This window comes from Lachnoclostridium phytofermentans ISDg, assembly GCF_000018685.1.
Taxonomy (GTDB): domain Bacteria; phylum Bacillota; class Clostridia; order Lachnospirales; family Lachnospiraceae; genus Lachnoclostridium; species Lachnoclostridium phytofermentans.
Window position 1 is genome coordinate 1,195,993 of sequence record NC_010001.1, and the last position, 18,771, is coordinate 1,214,763.

The 18,771-nt window shown below is 32.8% G+C and carries 12 protein-coding genes and 1 other annotated feature; all 12 genes read left to right on the forward strand.

Going from position 1 to position 18,771, the window contains the following annotated elements; all coding sequences use genetic code 11:
• The first annotated feature begins 108 nt into the window (after positions 1–108).
• The 12 genes from CPHY_RS04980 (at position 109) to CPHY_RS05030 (ending at position 18,453) form a co-directional block, all read left to right on the forward strand.
• Positions 109–1,848: an ABC-F family ATP-binding cassette domain-containing protein gene (locus tag CPHY_RS04980; protein ID WP_012198966.1), complete on the forward strand. Its 1,740-nt coding sequence runs from the start codon at positions 109–111 to the stop codon at positions 1,846–1,848.
• A 197-nt stretch (positions 1,849–2,045) separates the two neighbouring features.
• Positions 2,046–2,257 (forward strand) — a binding site (T-box leader).
• Between the two features lie 55 nt (positions 2,258–2,312).
• Positions 2,313–4,736: a leucine--tRNA ligase gene (gene leuS, locus CPHY_RS04985; protein ID WP_012198967.1), complete on the forward strand. Its 2,424-nt coding sequence runs from the start codon at positions 2,313–2,315 to the stop codon at positions 4,734–4,736.
• Positions 4,737–5,216: 480 nt separating this feature from the next.
• The gene (locus CPHY_RS04990) at positions 5,217–9,188 is read left to right on the forward strand and encodes a leucine-rich repeat protein (RefSeq protein WP_012198968.1); all 3,972 of its coding nucleotides are present in this window, start codon (positions 5,217–5,219) and stop codon (positions 9,186–9,188) included.
• Positions 9,189–9,474: 286 nt separating this feature from the next.
• The gene (locus tag CPHY_RS04995; protein WP_012198969.1) at positions 9,475–9,933 is read left to right on the forward strand and encodes an RNA polymerase sigma factor; all 459 of its coding nucleotides are present in this window, start codon (positions 9,475–9,477) and stop codon (positions 9,931–9,933) included.
• Positions 9,930–10,655: a hypothetical protein gene (locus tag CPHY_RS05000; protein ID WP_012198970.1), complete on the forward strand. Its 726-nt coding sequence runs from the start codon at positions 9,930–9,932 to the stop codon at positions 10,653–10,655. Before CPHY_RS04995 ends, CPHY_RS05000 begins: the two co-directional genes overlap by 4 nt.
• Positions 10,646–10,990 carry an ATP-binding cassette domain-containing protein gene (locus CPHY_RS22710; RefSeq protein ID WP_330370886.1) on the forward strand — a complete coding sequence of 115 codons (345 nt, stop codon included), beginning with the start codon at positions 10,646–10,648 and terminating at the stop codon, positions 10,988–10,990. Before CPHY_RS05000 ends, CPHY_RS22710 begins: the two co-directional genes overlap by 10 nt.
• Positions 10,991–10,992: 2 nt before the next feature.
• Positions 10,993–11,493 (forward strand): ATP-binding cassette domain-containing protein, encoded by a 501-nt coding sequence (locus CPHY_RS22715; protein ID WP_330370910.1) that lies wholly within the window; start codon positions 10,993–10,995, stop codon positions 11,491–11,493.
• Positions 11,450–12,070 carry a hypothetical protein gene (locus CPHY_RS05010; protein WP_012198971.1) on the forward strand — a complete coding sequence of 207 codons (621 nt, stop codon included), beginning with the start codon at positions 11,450–11,452 and terminating at the stop codon, positions 12,068–12,070. The genes CPHY_RS22715 and CPHY_RS05010 overlap by 44 nt, the downstream gene beginning before the upstream one ends.
• 289 nt (positions 12,071–12,359) lie before the next feature.
• The gene (locus tag CPHY_RS05015) at positions 12,360–16,355 is read left to right on the forward strand and encodes a leucine-rich repeat protein (RefSeq protein ID WP_012198972.1); all 3,996 of its coding nucleotides are present in this window, start codon (positions 12,360–12,362) and stop codon (positions 16,353–16,355) included.
• Between the two features lie 184 nt (positions 16,356–16,539).
• The gene (locus CPHY_RS05020) at positions 16,540–16,734 is read left to right on the forward strand and encodes a hypothetical protein (protein WP_041703217.1); all 195 of its coding nucleotides are present in this window, start codon (positions 16,540–16,542) and stop codon (positions 16,732–16,734) included.
• Positions 16,735–16,930: 196 nt separating this feature from the next.
• Complete coding sequence (locus CPHY_RS05025) at positions 16,931–17,491, forward strand: RNA polymerase sigma factor (RefSeq protein ID WP_012198973.1); 561 nt, start codon at positions 16,931–16,933, stop codon at positions 17,489–17,491.
• Positions 17,488–18,453, forward strand: a complete 966-nt coding sequence (locus CPHY_RS05030; protein ID WP_012198974.1) for a hypothetical protein — start codon at positions 17,488–17,490, stop codon at positions 18,451–18,453. The genes CPHY_RS05025 and CPHY_RS05030 overlap by 4 nt, the downstream gene beginning before the upstream one ends.
• The last annotated feature ends 318 nt before the right edge of the window (positions 18,454–18,771 follow it).

Sequence of the window (18,771 nt, forward strand, 5' to 3'; positions counted from 1 at the left end):
AATAAATACAAATCAATTGTAAAATTATGATTGAGAGATAATATATGGAAGGGACTGTAAAATTATTGTGAAACAGCCCCTTTTTTATTCATAAAGAAAGGTAATAATATGATTAAAGTTGAAAACCTATCCTACTCTTTTCCACAAAAGGATTTATATAATAAAATTTCATTTACATTAGAAGATGATCAACATTGTGCTTTTATAGGAACAAGCGGCACTGGAAAAAGTACATTAATAGATATAATTATGAACCCTGAAAGATATATATTCGATGGAAAGTTAGAGATAACCCCTAACTGTAGAATTGGGTATGTAAGTCAGTTCTCGCAATTGGATAAAACAAAAGAAATTACAGTATTCGAATATATTGCGGAAGAATTCATTAAGTTACAAAATGAAATAAACTCTATTTGTGCTGAAATGGAAACATCTTCGGATATCGATTCTTTACTGGAAAAATACCAACAATCGTTGGATGCATTAGATGCAATTGGTGGGGATGATTTCGAAAGTAATATTACTAAGAAACTAAATCTAGCCAACCTAAGTAAGTATGAAGATCTTATGGTATCGAAACTTAGTGGTGGGGAATTCAAACTTATTCAAGTGATTAAGGAAATGCTAACAGTGCCAGACTTAATGATTATGGATGAACCTGATGTATTTTTAGACTTTGAACACCTTAATGCACTTAAAAATCTAATTAATTCACACAAAGGGATTATGCTAGTTATTACGCACAACCGATATCTATTGAATCATTGTTTTAATAAAATAATACACTTAGAAAACACAGAACTCCAAGAGTATAATGGAAGATATATTGATTATAACTTCTCGTTACTTCAAAGTAAAATCGAGTTACAAGAACTAGCGGATGCTGATGCACAGGAAATTGAGAGAAATAAGAAAATAATCGATAAACTAAGATTTGCCGCAACTTATTACACCTGTGCCTCTAGAGGGCGAGCGTTAGATGCCAGAGTTTCACTTTTACGAAGATTAGAAGAACGTAGAATAAAAGAGCCATTTGTTGATATTAAACAACCGGAAATCAGTTTAGTTACAGAAAATGAAATCGAAGAAACGATTGTTTTAAAAGTTAATGATTACAGTGCCTCATTTAAAGATGTACTTTTAGAGAATGTTAACTTTGAAATTAACTCTACTGATAAGGTGGCCCTTATAGGTCCAAATGGTAGCGGAAAAACAACTTTACTTCGTGAAATCTTTAAAAATAATCATGAGTCTATTGAGATACACGAAGATGTTCAAATGGCTTTTTTATCTCAACTTCAAGGCGAAATGCTAAATGAATCGAATACGATGCAAGAAGAGTTCTTTGAGGCTGGATTTAAAAATTATGATGAGATTCGAACACATCTTTTCAACTATGGTTTTGAGGAAGAACTCATGAATCAAAAGATTGAAGCTTTATCTGGTGGAGAGAAAAACTTACTTCAGTTGGCTAAAATTTCTGCTAGTAAAGCGAATCTGTTGCTACTTGATGAACCAACCAGTCATCTAGACACTTATTCACAAATAGCACTAGAAAAAGCCATAGAAAACTATAATGGCGCGATTTTAATGATCTCTCATGATTTCTATTCTATAGCAAACTGTATGGATTATGTTTTGCTCATTGAAGATAAGACGATTAGAAAAATGAGTATACGAAAATTCAGAAAGATGATTTATGCGAATCATTTTGATAAAGACTATTTAGAAATTGAACAAAAGAAAAAAGAAGTGGAAACTAAAATAGCCTTGGCTCTAAAGGATACTAATTTTGTGCTTGCAAAAGCTTTATCAGAAGAATTAGAAGCACTGATTAAATTACTATAAAAGGCAGTTCTTAGGAACTCTCAAAGGATGATACGCACATATGCTACGGCGATACGCACATATGCTTTGGTGAACCGTACCTAAGTAATGTTAAAAGATACGAATGAAAGTGATAAATGAGATCGATTTCTTTAATTTTTCATAGTTCCCCTTGACATATTGCAAAGAAAAGGTTAGTGTATTATCAGATAAATAAGAAAAAAGTTATGATTAGAAGTAGTAAAAGTAGGTTCCAGTAACAGAGAGTTATCGGTAGGTGGAAGATAATCTGGGAAGCTTTGAACTCGTCTATGAACTCTGAGGTTGAACATAAGTAGACCTTAGCGGGAATTCCCGTTATAGAATTTAAGTGCAGGGTTAGCCCTGAATTAGAGTGGTACCGCGGTAGGTTTATCCTTTCGTCTCTTTATTGGAGGCGAAGGGATTTTTTTAATTTATTAAAAGCAAAAGAATGGAGAAAAAATATGGAACAACTATATGATCCAAATAAAATTGAAGAGAAATGGCAGAAATATTGGGAAGAGAAAGAAACATTTAAAACCGATGTATGGGACTTTAGTAAACCTAAATATTATGTATTAGATATGTTCCCTTATCCATCAGGAGTTGGTCTTCATGCAGGACATCCAGAAGGATATACTGCAACTGACATTGTATCACGTATGAAACGTATGCAAGGTTATAATGTATTGCATCCAATGGGATATGACTCCTTTGGTTTGCCAGCAGAACAATATGCTGTTAGTACAGGAAATCACCCAAATGGATTTACTGAAAAGAATATTGAATCTTTCTCAAAACAGTTAAAAGAACTTGGTTTTGACTATGACTGGTCTAAAATGATTGCTACTAGTGACCCCAAATTCTATAAATGGACACAATGGATTTTCAAACAATTATATTTAGATGGTTATGCAAAATACATTGATATGCCAGTAAATTGGTGTGAAGAACTTGGTACAGTATTATCAAATGATGAAGTTATTGATGGTAAATCGGAACGTGGTGGTTATCCAGTTATCCGTAAAAATATGAAGCAATGGGTAATCAATCAGCCAGCTTTTGCTGAAAAATTATTAGAAGGCTTAGAGGAAATCGATTGGCCAGAATCCACTAAGGATATGCAAAGACACTGGATTGGTAAATCCGAAGGTGTGGAAGTTGATCTTGAGATTGTTGGTGGCGGTAATTTCTCTATCTATACAACTTGTATTGAAACAATTTACGGTATTACTTTCATGGTACTTGCTCCAGACGGTCAGATTGTGAAAGACTTGATGCCTAGAATTGAGAATAAAGAAGAAGTAGAAGCTTATATTAATGAAACTCTTAAGAAGAATGATATGGACCGTACTGAGCTTAATAAGACAAAGTCAGGTTGTATCTTAAAGGGTATCTATGCAATTAATCCAGTGAATGGTAAGGAAGTTCCTTTGTTCATCGGTGATTTCGTATTAGCAAGCTATGGAACAGGTGCAGTTATGGCAGTTCCTTCTCATGACCAAAGAGACTTTGAATATGCGATGGTTCATAACATCCCTATGATTCAAGTAATTGATGGAGCAGATGTAAGTGAGAAAGCATTTGAAAAGGGTGATTATCTTGGCAAAGGTTGCAAGTTAATGAACTCAGAAGAATTTACAGGACTTACAGTAGAAGAAGCCAAAGGAGCTATTACTGAGAAGTTAAGCAAGATGGGAGTTGCACGTAAATCTGTGAATTACCATTTCCGTGAATGGATTTTTGCTAGACAAAGATATTGGGGAGAACCAGTGCCAGTTGTTTATACAGAAAATGATGAAATCCATGTATTAAGCGATAACGAATTACCACTTATTTTACCTGTACTTGAAGATTACAAAGGTAAGAATGGTAAGGCTCCTCTTGAAAATGCAACTGAGTGGAAACAATATGAAAAAGACGGCGTAAAAGGAAAGCGCGAAACTTCAACTATGCCTGGTAGTGCAGGTTCAAGCTGGTATTTTATGCGTTATATCGATCCAGATAACCAAGAAGAATTTGCAAATCAAGAATTGCTAAAGCATTGGTTACCAGTAGATTTATATATTGGTGGTCCAGAACATGCAGTTGGACACTTAATGTACTCAAGAATTTGGAATCGCTATTTATATGATAAAGGTTTATCACCAGTAAAAGAGCCATTTAAGAAATTAGTTCATCAAGGAATGATTCTAGGTTCCAATGGTATAAAGATGGGTAAACGTTTCCCAGAATTTGTTGTAAATCCAAGTGATATCATTAGAGATTATGGTGCAGATACCTTAAGACTTTATGAGATGTTTATGGGACCTTTAGAAGTATCTAAACCATGGAATCAACAAGGTGTAGAAGGCGCAAGAAAATTCATTAATCGTGTTTGGACATTCTTTACTAATGAAGAGAACATTACAGACGACAATAAGGATTCCTTAACAAAAGTATATCATCAGACAGTGAAGAAAGTGACAAGCGACTTCGAACAATTAGGCTTTAATACCGCCATTAGCCAGATGATGATTTTTGTAAATAGTGTATATAAAGTTGGATCTTGCCCAAGAGAGTATGCAGAAGGCTTTATTAAGATGTATTCTTGTATTTGTCCTCATGTTGGTGAAGAGATGTGGAATGTCTTGGGCCATAACAATACACTAGCTAATGAGAGCTGGCCGACTTATGATGAAGACGCTATCAAAGAAGATACTATTACGATTGGTGTTCAAGTAAATGGTAAGGTGAAGGGTACTGTGGAGTTATCTGTGGATGAAGAGAATGACTCTGCCCTTGCTAAGGCGAAGGAAGTTCCTACCGTTGCAAAAGCAATAGAAGGAAATGCAATTGTAAAAGAGATCTATGTGAAAGGTAAAATTATTAATATTGTTGTAAAATAATTGGTGTAGTTAGCGGATTTATTTTTCACCAATTAGAAAGTTCTACGAGTTAATCAGTTAATAAGACAAGATGTAAACTCTCCTTTATTTATGTTACGGTGAACCGTACCATAAGTAAAGGAGAGTTTTACTGATTTTGAATACTCTGTCTATGAAAGCGAAAAGATACTTTCATAGACAGAAAAAAGAAGTTAGGGATAATTTTAAATTTTAAATTTGAAAAGATTGTGATTTTTCCTTTTTTGTATCTCTAGTTTAGTATCTGGTATAATATGTTAAGAAAATGTAATAATTTTACCATATGATTGCCTTTTTCAATGTCTATCTTTAGAATATAGTAAAATTATGTCTAAGCAATATCACAAGCAAGATCATGATATACGCGTGGTAAATTAGGGGGAGTGTGAAAAACGAAGATTTTTTACACTCGAATTTGTGCTGTTGCCCAAATTCGCAGGATTGCGACAGAATGGAGGAAGTATGAAAAGGATAAAATCACTACATATGGCAAAGTGTATTCTTTTTCTTTTTATCATGGTATTTATTATTTTAATGAATACTCAATCAGTCAAAGCATCTGAATCTAAGAACTATGAAGTGAAAGGTCATATATTGTATTTGTATAATAATAATATTACAACACAAGAGTGTGAAGATATAGCGAATACAAAAGGAATTAATCAAGCGACGATTTCAACTTCTGTGGTAAACTTTATTGGCATGCCAGTATGGAATACCATAAAAGAGTTACATATAACAAAAGAAGTGGAAAAAATTTCAATCGATCATTATCTTACAGCACTACAAAAGGTTTTTCCTAATCTGGAAGCGATTTATGTGGATGAGGATAATCCATCTTATAAAAGTATCGATGGAGTTTTATATAGCAAGGATGGAACGAAATTGATTTCCTATCCAATGAAAAAAGGAGCCAATGCGATTGTAGAAATTGGAACAAAAGTGATTAGTAGCAATGCTTTCGCCTCTGTTTCTTTGGATCATATTCAGATACCGGAAGGACTCGTATGTATTGAAAACTATGCATTTCATGCTTCGACATTAGCTGAGATTGCATTACCAAAAAGCTTTCGAATATTAGAAAGTCAGGCATTTTATGAAGCTGAATTAGCATCGATTACGGTTGCATCAACAAATCCATATTTTGTTTCTATCGATGGAATTTTATATCGACATGATAAGAGTTTTATCGAGTATTGGCCTGAAAAGAAACAAGTAGAAGATTTATATCTGCCACAGGGGATGGTGATTTTAGATGGAGCTAAGATTAACAATATCCATACAATTAAAACACTAACAATTCCAAAATCTTTAATATCTTGTTCAAATATGAGTAAAAATCAACTTGTTTCCATACAGGTAGATGATAACAATCCATATCTTGCTTTATTTGATGGGGTTTTATACCCTAATGATTTTAGTTGCATTTATGTATACCCAAATCAGAATAAACAGACTGTTATTAAGATTCATGACAATATAGAAACATTCCCAATGGAGCTATTTGATACTGTAAATACAACACAGGCTTTAAAACTTCCTAAGAATTTAAAAGTAATGGAAGGTTATAAATATAGTGGCTTATTAGGCGGTTTTCGTAACTTATCTGTATTAGAATTAGATAAATCGAATGCTTATTATACGCTAAAAGATGGGATTCTTTACGATAAGGCAATGACTAAAATCATATTGTTTCCAATAGATTTAGATATCAAGAGTTATACAATACCGGAAACGGTTACCTTAATTGATAACGGTCAGCTTAGAAGACAAAATCATTTGCAAAAGTTATATGTGCATAAGAACTGCCAATTGGCTAATGCTCAAGTTAATTTATATACATTATGTGATATTACATTAGGAAAAGAATGTTTTGAGCTAGAAGCCGTGATCATTGAAGAAGGAAACCCGTATTTTAAATCTGTAGATGGTGTTGTTTTTCACTCAGATAAAAATGTATTATTTCTTTATCCATGTGCAAAAAAAGATAAAAAATATCAGATTCCAGATAAGATAGATGTTGCAGATTTTAATGCATATAATCCTTATCTTGAGGAAATTATCTTCTCTAAATCGTTACGTGGTTTGTTTGGAGTTAGTTATGATGAGGATGTATTTCTCTCACTTGGAGAAGGAAAAGCCTTTCCACTGTTTCCTAAATTAAAACGTATTACATTGAATGGAAATGATAATTTTGAAATAAGGGATAATATACTGTATCGAGTAGGCTCTTGGTCAGATGCCTGGCCTAGTGAAAATTATCAAGTTTATTCGTTCAAAGCGGATTATAGTTTATTTGTAAAAGAATATTTGGATTCTAATAGGGTTATGAATAACAGCACTTTGAAAGAGGTACAATTCTCTGTTGAAACGAAAGAATCGAAACAAAAGCCAGAAAATTTGGTGGAGGGTTATGTTTTCTCTAAAGACAATACAATAAAATATAAGAATGAAAAAGTGGCTACCATTCAAGATGTGTCTTTATTTACTACATTTCATTATGATACAATTTTTGATAAAGTTGAAAAAGTGATCATAGCAGAGGGCGTTACTTCTTTACCAGCGAGTATCTTTTACTATTTTCCTAAAGTGAAAGTGATCTCTTTGCCCAAAAGCCTAAACAATGTTGGAAAGGCGTTTTATTTTATAGATTTTGATTCTATGGTAAGAGCTTTGTATGCTGGAGAAACGTTTCCTTATTATTTATCAAACTTACAAGAAGTCAAAGTGCATCCACAGAATTCTTATTATACAGATATTAATGGAATTCTTTATAACCGTGATGTAACTAATTTGATTTGTTATCCAAGCAATAAACTTGATAAAACATATGTTATGCCAGAATCATTAACGAGCATAGAAACATCTGCATTTGGTGCAAATTACAGATTACAACGAATCGAAATCAATGCTTTGTTTCGATTCAATTCAGGTTATATGTATAGTGGGTTTAGTTCTTATGGTTTTTTATCAAATTTAACCTATTTTAAAGTGGATGAGAATAATCTATATATATGTACTGTAGATGGCGTTTTATATGACAAAGCTATGAATACATTAATAGAATATCCCCAAGGGAAAGTTACAAAAATTTATCATATTCCTGAAACAGTTACAAATATAGAATCTAGTGCATTATACGGAGTACAAATGGAAGAACTGATGTTACCACGTGAACTATATCTGAATACGAATTGCTTAGAATATAGTAAGATTGGTCACATTTTAGATAATGACTATACAGATTTTCGTGTTATCGATGGTGTGATATATGATCGAGATATTAAATACTTGATATATTGGCCAAATCAAAAGAAGGTAAAGAATCTAACATTTCCTAGTACGTTACAAAGTTGTTCTTTTAAAAGTATCAGTAATTTAGATTGTGTTGAGTCTATTACAATACCTAGAGATTTGAAAAGTTTTGGAATTACAATGAAGATGGAAAATCTTAAAACAATTTATGTAGAAGAAGGGAACAAATATTTTACTTTGTATGATGGAATTTTGTATAATAAAGCACTCACTAATTTATATTTAATGCCATGTATTAGTTCGATATCAACGATTCATGTACCCGCTAACTATAAAGGCTGCTATATGCGGGATCTTCAAAATAAAATGTTCAATGTAACTAAGATTATAATAGAAGGAAGTGGATTGTATTTTCCTTATGAATGTTTTCCAGATTTAAAAGAATTTGAACTTGCTAAGGGAAATAAAAAAGCAAGTGTAATGGAAGGCGTGCTTTATAATGCCTCTAAATCAACATTAATGTGGTATCCACAGAATAAGAAAACTAAAACATTTACAGTACCTTTCTCCGTTACAAGCTTTAGAAAGAACACATTTGAAGTTCATAATTATCTAGAATCAATTACATTATCAGATAAATTATCGCTAAAATTAGACTATGATTCTAGTTTGTTTTCGAATTGTAAAAAGTTAATAGAGATCAAGGTATCTTCTAAAAATCCTAATTTAACAGCGATTGATGGTGTTTTATATACAAAGGACAAAAAGACGTTACTCATATATCCAATGGGAAAAACAGCGAAAGAATATACTGTACTTGAAAGTGCTACGAAAGTATTTTTGAATCAAAATAGATATCTAAAGACATTGAATATAGGAAGTAAGGTTACAAGCATTGAAGGTTTATATAAATATCATGGTCTACAAGGCTTCACTGCATTAGAATCAATTCAGGTATCTAATAAAAATAGTTACTATTTTAGTAACGACGGCGTTGTATATCATGAAGATGAAATGGTTTTCTATCCGTCAGCAAAGAAGGCTGGATCTTTCGTTGTACCTTCAAAAGTAGTGAGTTTAGATAATTTATATTTGTTACGAAATCATAGGTATTTAAAAAATATTTTATGCGATGGTTACAGATTTAGAATTTATGGAACGAATTTGATAGAACAATAATCCTACGGTATTTGACGGAGATACCATTAAGGAGTATTGCGACAACAGATAAAGCCGAACATATAGAAAACATACAGGAAGAATGGCAAAAAAGAGGTATTGCTTAGTTTGGTTATATAGTGAAAGAGTGCAGGATGAGATACTATCTTTAGAGATGGTATCTTATTTTTTGTGAGGAATTAAGCGATTGTTTTACTATACACTGAGTTATGTATTGCAGTTTTTTTCTTTTTGGCGCACATTTGTTATAATATAACAGTTATACATAGTGAAGGGAGGTAATTCATTGTCGATTGAAATCAAAGAACTGTATGACAAAATATATAGATATTGTTATTTTAAAACAAATGATAGCTATGTAGCTGAGGATCTGACACAAGAAGCTTTCCTCAAATATTTTAGTCAAAATACATATATAGATAAAGGGAAAACATTGGCTTATCTCTATACTATAGCCAATCATCTTTGCATTGATTATTACAAAAAATTAAAGCTACAACCACTTGATGAGGAAATACAGTGCGATGAATTGTTTGAGAATATTAATACCAAAATTACAGTTAAAAATGCAGTGAAAAGCTTACCGAAAGATATGCAAGAATTGCTACTATTGCGATACGCGAATGAACTATCTATGAATGAGATCAGTAAAATTACCAATCAGTCAAGATTTGCTATATATCGTAAAATTAATACGGCTTTACAATGTTTGAAAAAGATGTTAAGGGAGGAGGATTTTCAATGAAAAGAGAGATGAAAGAGCAACTCAGGCAAGTTTTTGATACACCTGATACTAGAAGAAAAGAAGAGTTTCTACAGAATTTCAATTATCCCAAAGCAACATATAGAGAATTTTTATTCCGTCAGATTGGGTATATAAGAAAAAGAGTTTGGGGTCTTTCATTGGTACTAATATTGAGTGCATTTGCTGTGTGTAAGATAATGAAAGATAATGATGCAACTTACTCTATGGTATGGGTGATTTCTTCTTTGTTTCCTTTATTAGCGTTATTAGCGTCTACGGAGATTGCACGATCTAGTTCTTTTCGCATGTCAGAACTTGAAATGACCACAAGATTTAATCTGGGTGAAGTTTTATTAATGCGAATGGGCATATTAGGTCTCACAAATGCGTTCGTATTTGGAATTGTTTTATTCTCTGTTGCTTTCAAAATAAATTATGGGTGTTTACAACTTGGCTTATATTTGAGTGTTCCTTATCTTATATCTTGTCTAGGCTCATTAATACTGATGAATAAAATCTCTAGCAGGGAAGTGGTCTATTGCTGCGCGGGGGTATCCTGTTTTGTGAGCGTATTTAATGGGATTCTAGCCAATTCAAAACCAATGATATATAGTGATAAGTTTGTATTTTTTTGGATTGTGCTTTTTATTTTGCTATGTATTGCAATTGTAAATCAAGGCTCAAAACTTATTAAAAAAACGGAGGCATTACAATGGAATTAGTTTTAGACAGATTAACGAAACAATATAAAAATAAAATTGCTGTAGATAGACTTTCTCTTGAATTAAAACCAGGTGTCTATGGGCTGTTAGGAGCCAATGGGGCAGGAAAAACGACTCTTATGAGAATGATATGCGGTGTTTTAAAGCCGACTTCCGGGGAGATTAAATTTAATGGAATTGATGTAAGCCAAGAAGAGTATCGGGATATTTTAGGATATCTTCCACAGGATTTTGGGTTTTATCCAGAATTTACAGCAATTGAATTTATGTGCTATATGGGTAGTTTAAAGGGATTACCAAAGCAAAGAGCAAAAAAAAAGCAAAAGAATTGTTAGAGATGGTTTCTTTAACGGAGGTCGCAAAGAAGAAAGTAAAAACTTTTTCAGGTGGTATGAAGCAACGTTTAGGAATTGCTCAAGCACTAATAAATAATCCAAAGATTCTTGTGCTAGATGAACCTACTGCAGGCCTTGATCCAAAGGAACGTATTAGGTTTCGAAATATAATTTCGAAGTTAGGAACAAATAGAATAATATTATTATCAACGCATATTGTTTCAGATATTGAGAATATAGCTACAACAATTCTAGTGATGAAAAATGGCCAACTTATTCATAATGGAAGTTTAGATAAGATAATTACAGCCATACAAGATAAAGTCTGGGAATGTATAGTACCGGAAGAGCAAGCAGATGAATTTGCAAAAATTTATCCAATTATCAATGTTAGACAAGAACAGGAACAGATGTTTTTGAGAATGGTTAGCGATAACAAACCATGTGAAAATGCAATCAATGCGAAAAATAGCTATATGCATGGCACCGATTTTTGCAGATGAATATCAAAGCAGAACAGACTATCTTTTGTTATCAACTAGATACGGAAAGAATAAAGAAATTATCGCAAAATTATTTACGGGAACAACACTTTCTTTTGGGATTACAACCATTACATTGTCGATTGCAGTAATCGGGCTATTCAGTATTTTTGGTTCGATGGGATGGAATATGGCGATACAATCCATGAATGTGTCATCCACTTATCCGGTTACATTATTGGGAGCTATGATGATTTCTATAGGTGTAGTACTTGTGATGTCAATATTTTTTGCGATGCTAACGTTACTACTTTCCTCATTATTCAAATCATCATTTCCAGTTATCATACTATCCTTTGTTGTATTAATAGCGCCATATATTATTAATGTTTCACCGGTATATCGAGCATTGTATCAAATCCTTCAAATATTTCCAACTAAGGCATGTGCTGCAGTAGCTATCTTCTCGCCATATCTATTTAAATTTGGGGGTATCGTATTAACGCCAGCCATTACTTATGTTGGATTTGCTATTGCTGGCTCCTTGATTATTTTACCATTTGCATACCGTGGATTTAAAAATCATCAGGTTGGATAAAAAAGGGGAATGATGGTAGCAGGTGGCAAGAATGGTGGAAGCTTTTGTGACAGCAGCTTTAGTACCTGGTATAATATGTAAGAATATTGTAATGATTTTACCATATGATTGCCTTTTTTGATGCCTATCCTTGGGATATAGTAACAAATTTTATCTAAGCAATATCAAGCAAGATTATGATATATGTGCTGATTAATTAATTAGGGGGGTGTGAAAAATCAAGATTTCTCATACTCGAATTTGTGCTGTCGCTCAAATTCGCAGCACTGCCACAGGATGGAGGATAAGTATGAACAGGATAAAATCACTACTTACGATAAGGAGTATTCTTTTTCTTCCTATCATGGTATTTATTATTTCAATGAATACCCAATCAGTCAAAGCATCCGAATCTAAGAACTATGAAGTGAAAGGTCATATGTTGTATTTGTATCAAAATAGTATTTCATCACAAGAGCAGGAAGAAATAACGAATATTAAGGAAGTATATCAAGTGACAATTTCAACTTCTGAAGCTTACTTTAGTAGCATGCCAGTATGGAATACCATAAAAGAGCTATATATAACACAAGAGGTGAAAGAAATTGTTACCAATGGTTATCTCTCATCACTACAAGCGGTTTTTCCAAATTTGGAAAAGATTTATGTGGATGAGAATAATCCATCTTATCAAAGTATCGATGGGGTTTTATATAGTAAAGATGGAACAAAATTGATTTCCTATCCAATGAAAAAAGGAGCCAATGCGATCGTAGAAAATGGAACAAAAGTGATTAATAACGATGCATTTGCCTTTGTTTCTTTGAATCATATTCAGATACCGGAAGGACTCGTATGTATTGAAAACTTTGCATTTCGTGCATCGACATTAACTGAGATTTCGTTACCAAAAAGCTTTCGCCAATTAGAAAGTCAGGCATTTTATCAATCTGAATTAACATCGATTACGGTTGCATCAACAAATCCATATTTTGTTTCGATCGATGGAATTTTATATCGACATGATAAAAGTTTTATCGAGTATTGGCCTGAAAAGAAACAAGTAGAAGAGTTAAATCTACCACAGGGGATGGTGGTCTTAGATGGAACTAAGATTAACAATATCAATACAATTAAAACACTATCAATACCAAAATCCTTAATGTCTTGTTCAGATATGAGTAAAAATCAACTTGTATCCATACAGGTAGATGAGAGTAATCCATATCTGGCATTATTTGATGGGGTTCTATACTCTAACGATTTTAGTAACATTTTTGTATACCCGAATCAGAATGAACAGACTGTTATTAAGATTCATGACAATATAGAAACATTCCCAATGGAACTATTTGATACTGTAAATTCAACACAGGCTTTAAAACTTCCTAAAAATTTAAAAGTAATGGAAGGTTATAATTATAGTGGCTTATTAGGCGGTTTTCGTAATCTATCCGTGCTAGAATTAGAGAAATCGAATACTTATTATACGGTAAAAGATGGGATTCTTTATGATAAGGCTATGACTAAAATTATATGGTTCCCAATTAATTTAGATATCAAGAGTTATACAATACCGGAAGCGGTTACCTTAATTGATAACGGTCAGCTTAGAAGACAAAATCATTTGCAAAAGTTATATGTGCATAAGAACTGTCAATTGGTTAATTATCAAGATGATTCTTATTACGATTACGAGACAATATATGATATCCCTTTAGGAAAAGAATGTTTTGAGCTAGAAGCAGTGATTATTGAAGAAGGAAACCCATATTTTAGATCTGTAGATGGTGTTGTTTTTCGCGCATATGGTAAACTATTACTTTATCCATGTGCAAAAAAGGATAAAAGATATCAGATTCCAGATATGGTATATGTTGCAGACTTTAATGCGTATAATCCGTATCTTGAAGAAATTATCTTCTCTGAATCGTTACGTGCTTTGTTTGGAGTTCGTTCTGATGTGGAAGGTTATTATTCAAGTGGAGAAGGAAAAGCGTTTCAGCTGTTACCTAATTTAAAACGTATTAAATTGAATGGAAATGATTATTTTGAAATAAAGGATAATATACTTTATCGATTAAATAGTTGGTCTGGTGATTATCAAATTTATTCGTTTAAAACGGATTATAGTTCAATGGTAAAAGAATATTTAGATTCTAATTGGGTTATGAATAACAACCCTATGAAAGAGGTACAATTTTCTGTTGAAACAGAAGAATCGAAACAAAAGCCAGAAAATTTGGTGGAGGGCTTTATTTTTTCTAAAGGCACTACAATAAAGTATCAGAATGAAAAAGTGGTTACCATTCAAGATGTGTCTTTATTTGATACATTTCCTTATGCTACAATCTTTGATAAGGTTGAAAAAGTAATCATAGCAGAGGGCGTTACTTCTTTACCAGAGTATATCTTTTTCTATTTTCCGAATGTGAAAGTGATATCTTTGCCAAAAAGTCTAAAGGATGTTGGAAATGCATTTTATTTTGAAGATTTTTATTCAATGATAAGTACTTTATATGCAGGAGAAACGTTTCCCTATTATTTATCAAACTTAGAAGAAGTCAAAGTGCACCCACAGAATTCTTATTATACAGATATTAATGGAATTCTTTATAATCGTGATGTCACTAACTTAATTTGTTATCCAAGTAACAAAATTGGGAAGACATATATTATGCCAGAATCATTAACGAGCATATGGTCATCTGCATTTGGTGTAAATCACAGATTACAACGAATTGAAATCAATGCTTTACTTCAAATCGATTCTTTTTATTCATATGGTGGGTTTGGTTCCTATGGATTTTTACCAAATTTAACATATGTTAATGTGGATGAGAATAATCTATATTTGCGTGCTATAGATGGCGTTTTATATGACAAATCTTTGAATACATTAATAGAATATCCCAAAGGGAAAGTTACGAAAATTTATTATATGCCTGAAACAGTTACAAAGATAGATTACAGAGCATTATACGGAGTACAAATTGAAGAACTAACGTTTCCACGTGAACTTTCAGTTAATTTCGTAAATCAGTATCGCTTAGAATATAGTAAGATTGGTCACATTTTAGATAATGATTACACAGAGTTTCATGTTATAGATGGGGTGATATATGATCAAGATATCACACACTTGATCTATTGGCCAACTAGGAAGAAGGTAAAGAATCTAACATTTCCTAGTACGTTACAAGTTTGTTATGGTAGTATCAATAATCTAGATTATGTTGAATCAATTACAATACCTAGAGATATGAAAAACTTTGGAACTAGAATGAAGATGGAAAATCTTAAAACAATTTATTTAGAAAAAGGAAACAAATATTTTACTTTGTATGATGGGATTTTGTATAATAAAGCACTCACTACTTTATATTTAATGCCAAATAAAAGTTCGATATCAACGATTCGTGTACCAGCTAATTATAAAGGCAGCTATATGAGGAATTTTCAAAATGAAATGACTAATGTAACGAAGATTATAATAGAAGGAAGTGGATTGTATTTTCCGTATGAATGTTTACCGGATTTAAAAGAATTTGAACTTGCTAAGGGAAATAAAAAAGCGTGTGTTGTGGACGGCGTATTATATAATGCTTCAAAATCAACGTTAATATGGTATCCTCAGAATAAGAAGACTAAAACATTTACGGTACCTTCCTCAGTTACAAACTTTAGACAGAACACATTTGAAGTACATAATTATCTAGAATCGATCACATTATCAGATAAATTGTCGCTAAGCCTAGAATCTGATTCTAGTTGGTTTTCTAATTGCAAGAATTTAGTAGAGATAAAGGTATCTTCTAAAAGTCCTAATTTAACAACGATTGATGGTGTTTTATATACAAAGGACAAAAAGACGTTACTCGTATATCCAATGGGAAAAAAAGAGAAAGAATATACTGTACTTGAAAGCGCTACGAAAGTATTTTTGACTCAAAATAGATATCTAAAGACATTGAATATTGGAAGTAATGTTACAAGTATCGAATGTTTAAATAAATATTTTGGTCTACAAGGTTTCACTGCATTAGAAGCAATTCAGGTATCTAAAAAAAATCGTTACTATTATAGTAACGACGGCGTTGTATATCATAGCGATGGATATGGAGATGAAATGATTTTCTATCCGGCAGCAAAGAAGGATGGATCTTTAATTGTACTTTCAAAAATATTGAATTATAATAATTTCTATTTGTTAAAAAATCATAAGTATTTAAAAAATGTCTATACCAATAGTTACAAATTTAGAGCTTATGGAACGAATTTGATAGAACAAGAAGAAGGATGTTAGTAGTAAAGGCATCTGGAACCTCTTATTACTATCTTGTCCGAGGCTACATGACAACACTTGGTATGATTGCTCAATGAATAGGGGTTTTTAGGACTGGGAGGAGGAAGACTATAAAAGCTAAAGTTAATAAAAGAATAATGCTTGCCATTTTGTTAGTAGACTGTGTAATTGGTGGAACGACCCAATGATAGTTCAATTTAAAAATTATCAAGAGGTAAGAGAGTATGTAAAAAAAGAAGTGCGCTGTAAGTTCTGTAATCATCCTACGGTATTTGGCGGAGATACCATTAAGAGTATTGCGACAACGGATATAGCCGCATATATAGCAAATATACAGGAAGAATGGCAAAAAGAGGTATTGCTTAGTTTGGTTATATAGTGAAAGAGTGCAGAATGAGATACTATCTTTAGAGATGGTATCTTTATTCTTTTTTAGTATTTTCAATTATAAAAATTATATTTTAACAAATGCGAACTCGCGCTGATTAAAAAATTTTATTCTCGCGCAACGGAGCATAATTTTTATCGTCTATATGGGTGAAAGGCCTTTCAGAAATTTTAAGGAGGAGAACAACTTGGAAGATAGCAAAATCGTTGACTTGTATTGGGAACGCTCCGAAGCTGCTATAAATGAAACAGCGAATAAGTATTCCCGGTATTGTCATTCTATCTCGTATAATATTTTACATAATAATGCGGACGCTGAGGAATGTGTTAACGATACATACTTCCGCGCATGGAATGCCATACCGCCAAATCGCCCAAACTGTTTTGCAGTCTTTTTGGGTAAGATAACGCGCAATCTTTCTCTAGATAAGTATAAAAAATATACTGCTGGGAAACGCGGTCTTGGGCAGACAGAACTTGCTCTCTCCGAATTAGACGAGTGTGTTCCATCTGTATCAAATATTGAACAATGCATAAGCGAAAAAGAATTAGTAGAAATTCTAAATTCATTTCTCGAAAGCTTACCAAAACAAAAGCGTATTATGTTTATTCAACGGTATTGGTACCTAATGCCTATCAAAGCAATCGCAGAATTCTCAAACGAGAGCGAGAGTCAGGTAAAATCCACTCTATTCCGCACAAGAAATGCACTAAAAACCATTCTGGAGAAAGAAGGTATCACAATATGAAAAATGAAAAATTGATTCGATCCATCGGAAATGTTGAAGACAAATTCATTGAGGAAGCTGCACCACAGCACAAAGCAACAAGCAAACGAAAAACTTTATCACTAAAAAGGATTATATTTCGCTATTTACCTATCGCAGCTTGCATTACAATTTTAATTTTCGGAACAACTGTTTCTGCGGCAAACTATATCCAAAAAAGTATTAGCTCTTTCTATTTAAGATATCTGTCACCAGAGGAAATGGCGGTAGCGGACGCAATGGCGGAGCAATACGGAGTAAAGGTGTATTTTGACGCCTTAAAATCCGACGATATGTATAAACAGTACTTTGCCATCAACAAACTAGTAGAATACTATAATGACGAAAAGGTACGCTTAGAAGCCATTCAAGCATTAACCCCTTTCCTCACAAATGAGGATGAAAAATTAGCGGACGCTGCCGCTTTCTCACTCTCGGTACTCAAAAAGGAGTTTAACGACCCGCGTATTGTCCACATGGCAGATGGAACACTTATATTTACACTGTTTAATGACTACTCTGATTATGGATCCTATAATCAGATATGGAAGATAAAAGATGGCGAACTAAGCGAACTTGCGTCTTTCGAGCGTCCCAAAATGTATATAACACAAATTATCCCATCGCCTGACAGAAAGCTCTTTGCTGTTACATTTGTTTCCAACAAAAGCGGTTATCTTATGATTTGGGATTTGGAAAATGGTATAACTAGCCCAGAGTTAATCGACAGCGCAAGGATTATGGTTGCAAAGGATTTAGACTATACTTTTTGGCAACGATCCGATTATGAGAATTATAGTGGGGCAGAGTCAATCGAGTGGACAGATAACGATAGTATAGAATTTCGCGCTTCACTAACCTATAATGGGACTGAAATTGTTAAAGAAGCAATCGTTCAATTTAATTTCCGGCAAAAACAAATGGAATATAATATAATTAAGTAAGTTTTTGTGTCAACAGAATGTGATAGATTTCTATTAGAGTGTGTTATGAGGAGACTTAATCTTCATATAGAATAGATGGAGAATCATAGGAAGAAGAAAGTAGATATTTAACTAAAAGTCCCAATTCGTTTGAATTGGGACTTTTTTAGCGTTCCGCTTGTCGTCAAATAGCAGATATGACATAAGGAGAGTGTCTTACGTTAAATTAACATACCTAGCCACAAATAATGCAATTAATAGTTCTTCTATAATAAATAAATCATCAGTTTTTCCATTTATAATATATTTAATTGTTATTTCTACTAAAGCGCCGGAGAT

Coding starts and splice junctions, on each gene's coding strand:
- CPHY_RS04980 (WP_012198966.1), top strand. CDS start 109: ATGATTAAAGTTGAAAACCTATCCTACTCTTTTCCACAAAAGGATTTA.
- leuS (WP_012198967.1), top strand. CDS start 2,313: ATGGAACAACTATATGATCCAAATAAAATTGAAGAGAAATGGCAGAAA.
- CPHY_RS04990 (WP_012198968.1), top strand. CDS start 5,217: ATGAAAAGGATAAAATCACTACATATGGCAAAGTGTATTCTTTTTCTT.
- CPHY_RS05000 (WP_012198970.1), top strand. CDS start 9,930: ATGAAAAGAGAGATGAAAGAGCAACTCAGGCAAGTTTTTGATACACCT.
- CPHY_RS22710 (WP_330370886.1), top strand. CDS start 10,646: ATGGAATTAGTTTTAGACAGATTAACGAAACAATATAAAAATAAAATT.
- CPHY_RS22715 (WP_330370910.1), top strand. CDS start 10,993: ATGGTTTCTTTAACGGAGGTCGCAAAGAAGAAAGTAAAAACTTTTTCA.
- CPHY_RS05010 (WP_012198971.1), top strand. CDS start 11,450: ATGCGAAAAATAGCTATATGCATGGCACCGATTTTTGCAGATGAATAT.
- CPHY_RS05015 (WP_012198972.1), top strand. CDS start 12,360: ATGAACAGGATAAAATCACTACTTACGATAAGGAGTATTCTTTTTCTT.
- CPHY_RS05020 (WP_041703217.1), top strand. CDS start 16,540: ATGATAGTTCAATTTAAAAATTATCAAGAGGTAAGAGAGTATGTAAAA.
- CPHY_RS05030 (WP_012198974.1), top strand. CDS start 17,488: ATGAAAAATGAAAAATTGATTCGATCCATCGGAAATGTTGAAGACAAA.